Genomic DNA, 2,675 nt, shown 5'->3' with positions numbered 1-2,675 from the left:
GCCGGAGGCCTGGGTGACGAAGCTGCCGATGGCGCTGCGCATGGCGACCGCGCCGGCGTCGATCGCCTCCTCCACCGTGAAGCCGCGCTGCCGCAGCCATCCGGCGACGTCGCGCGCCGACTGGCCGCAGGCGGCGAGCGACGCCCCGCCCTGATAGGTGCCGTTGCCGATCACCAGCGCGGCCTTGCCGGGCTCCGCCACGGCCAGCCGCGGAGCCAGGGCCAGCAGCGCCGATGCCAGGAGGGCCGAGAATCGCCGGATCCGCATGGATCGTCCTTTCCGTGTCGTCTGCATCTAGATGATCCCCGCATGGCGCCAGACCGGCCCGCGGCGCTCGCGCGTCTCCTCCGCCTCGCGCAGGAAGCGGTCGCGCTCCTCGCCCTCGGGCGGCAGGCCCAGCGCCTCGGCCCAGCGCTCCACCGGCGCGTCGAGGCCGAAGCGCCCGATCATCGCCGTCGCCAGCGTGTCGTTGCCGCCGCAGCGCAGGCCGCTGCCAAGCCGCAGGCTGGCCAGGGCGCCATGCGGCGGGTCGCCGTTCTGCAGGATGCGGGCGGCGACCCGGCTGTTCAGCCGGGCCGCTTCCTCGCCGATCTCGGCCTCGGGCCGGGCCAGGGTCACGGCCTGCCCGGTGCCGACCAGCATGCCGACCAGCTCCGCCGGGTTGTCGCGCTTGCCGACCACCCCGGGCAGCGCCAGCAGGTCGCCGACCCGCCGCGGCCCCTCGGCCAGCGCGGCGACGACGGGCTCGTAGAAGGCCCGCTCCAGCTCCGCCTTCCCGGCCGGCATGTTGACCGCGTAGCTGAAGTCCTCGGCCCGGCGCGTCAGCGTCAGCCACAGCCCGGTCAGCGCGGCGTCGCGCGCCTTGCCGCTGATCCCGCGCGGCCCGCGGACGAAGATGTCGTGCCGCAGGCTGCGCGACAGGCACATGTCCTTCATCAGCTCGCGCAGCCCGGCATCCTCGGTCCTGCCGATGACCGCGCGCTGCTCGGCGGTCAGCATCAGATCGGGGAAGTTCTCGAGGATCTCGCCGGAGGCGACGTAGTCCAGCTTGGCGTCGCCCAGCGCGGCGGCGACATCGGCATGGAAGCAGGGCCGCCAGTCCGCGTTCATGTATTCATGGGCCAGGTATTCCGGCGGCATCCCGGGCAGGTCCTTCTTCAGCACCCGGACCAGGTCGCTCTGGTCCAGGTGGAAGGCGCCGGCCTCGCCGAGGGCCTTCACCAGCTCCATCGCCCCTGCCGCCTTGCGGTCGCTGCGCCCGTCGATCCGCTCGCCGGCCGTCCGGATCAGGCGCTGCAGCCCCAGCACGCCCTGCCAGGCCGGCAGCGCGTTGTAGCTGAGATGCAGGGCGCCGCCGGGCCGCAGCCGGCGGCCGAGCAGCCGCACGATGCCGGCCCGCACCTCGTCCGACACCCAGCTCCACAGGCCATGGGCGCTGGCGACATCGACCTCCGGCAGCGTGTCCGGGTCGAGGGTCGCGATATCGGCCTCGATGAACTCGATATTGCCGATCCCGGCATCCGCCGCCAGCTCGCGCGCCTCGGCGATGTGCGCCGGCATGAAGTCGACGGCGATCACCCGCCAGCCGGGGTTGCTGGCGGCCAGGCACAGCGCGCCGCGGCCGCGGCCGCAGCCGAGCTCGAGATAGGTCAGCCGGTCCGGGTCGCGGGCGAAGCCGGGCAGCACGTTCCCCATCAGGCAGGCCAGGGCTATATGGCCCGGCGTCTGCGGCGCGTAGTATCCGGTGGTGTAGGCCACGTCGGTGACGTAGCCGCCGTTCCAGCTCATCCAGTCTCTCCCAACTGCTCGATCAGGCCGGCCTCGAACAGGGCTTCGGTCGCGTCGTCGCGGCGGGCCTCGCCGGTCGGCAGCCAGCTGTTCCAGCCCAGGCGCGGCGGCGCCGCGGCGGAGATCCCAGCGGCGGCACCGCGGCCGCGGCCAGGACCGGGTTGATGGCGAAATCGGTCTCGAAGCCGAGATAGGCCCGGACCAGCGAGGCGATGCGGCGCAGCAGGTCGCGGTCCGGCAGCATCGACTCGAAGCCGGGCAGGTCCAGCGGGCCGATATGCAGGATGATGCGCGCCTGGACGTCCCAGGACCGGCTGCCGATCGCGGCGTCGACGCCGAGCTGGCAGAACTGCCCCGGCCGGTCCCCGGCCGGCAGCGCCGACATCTGCCCCGGCTCCAGCGCCAGCCAGGCGCCGGCGAACTGCTCGACCTCGACCGACCGCCCCAGCCAGTCGGACAGCAGCGCGCCCAGCCGGTCGGCGGAGCGCGGCCAGGCGCCGAAATGGCCGGCATAGAACAGCAGCGGGTCGGTGCCGACCGCCAGCCGCGGCGCCAGATGCGGCGTGCCGTAGCCGGTCAGGGCCAGCAGGACGTCGCGCAGCCCGTCCGCCGGGGCGGCAGCGGTGGACGGGTCGGCCAGGGCGTTGGCGGCGGCGGCCCGGTGCGGCCGGTACTTGATCCCGGCATCGGCGAACTGGGCGATCGGCCGCTGCGCCAGCAGGTCCAGGAACTCGGCCAGCGCCGGGGACCGGTTGCGCTGCTCGCTGTTGACCATGTCGGTATAGGGGCGCGGCAGCACGCCGGACGGCCCGGTCAGCCCGATCAGCGATGGTCGCGCGCGCCCCGGCCTCGGTCCGCTCCACCGCCAACACATCGGCCGGGACAAA

The 2,675-nt window shown here is 74.0% G+C and carries 3 protein-coding genes; all 3 read right to left on the bottom strand.

What is annotated here, in order from left to right; all coding sequences use genetic code 11:
* The coding region (locus tag P409_RS31320; protein WP_034847705.1) for a caspase family protein at positions 1-267 on the bottom strand (267 nt) is incomplete at its 3' end.
* Between the two features lie 27 nt (positions 268-294).
* Positions 295-1,788 (bottom strand): class I SAM-dependent methyltransferase, encoded by a 1,494-nt coding sequence (locus P409_RS31315; RefSeq protein ID WP_052121614.1) that lies wholly within the window; start codon positions 1,786-1,788, stop codon positions 295-297.
* A 22-nt stretch (positions 1,789-1,810) separates the two neighbouring features.
* Positions 1,811-2,675 (bottom strand): type VI secretion system baseplate subunit TssG (tssG, locus tag P409_RS31310; protein WP_238578815.1); only part of this gene is annotated, 865 nt, incomplete at its 5' end.

It is taken from the genome of Inquilinus limosus MP06, from assembly GCF_000767795.1.
GTDB lineage: Bacteria > Pseudomonadota > Alphaproteobacteria > DSM-16000 > Inquilinaceae > Inquilinus > Inquilinus limosus_E.
Note: the sequence above shows the minus strand (reverse complement) of the source record. Positions and strands in the feature narration are given on the sequence as shown.

What these genes read in the sequence shown, in the direction of transcription:
- P409_RS31315 (WP_052121614.1), bottom strand. Translation starts at nt 1,788, where the DNA reads ATGAGCTGGAACGGCGGCTACGTCACCGACGTGGCCTACACCACCGGA.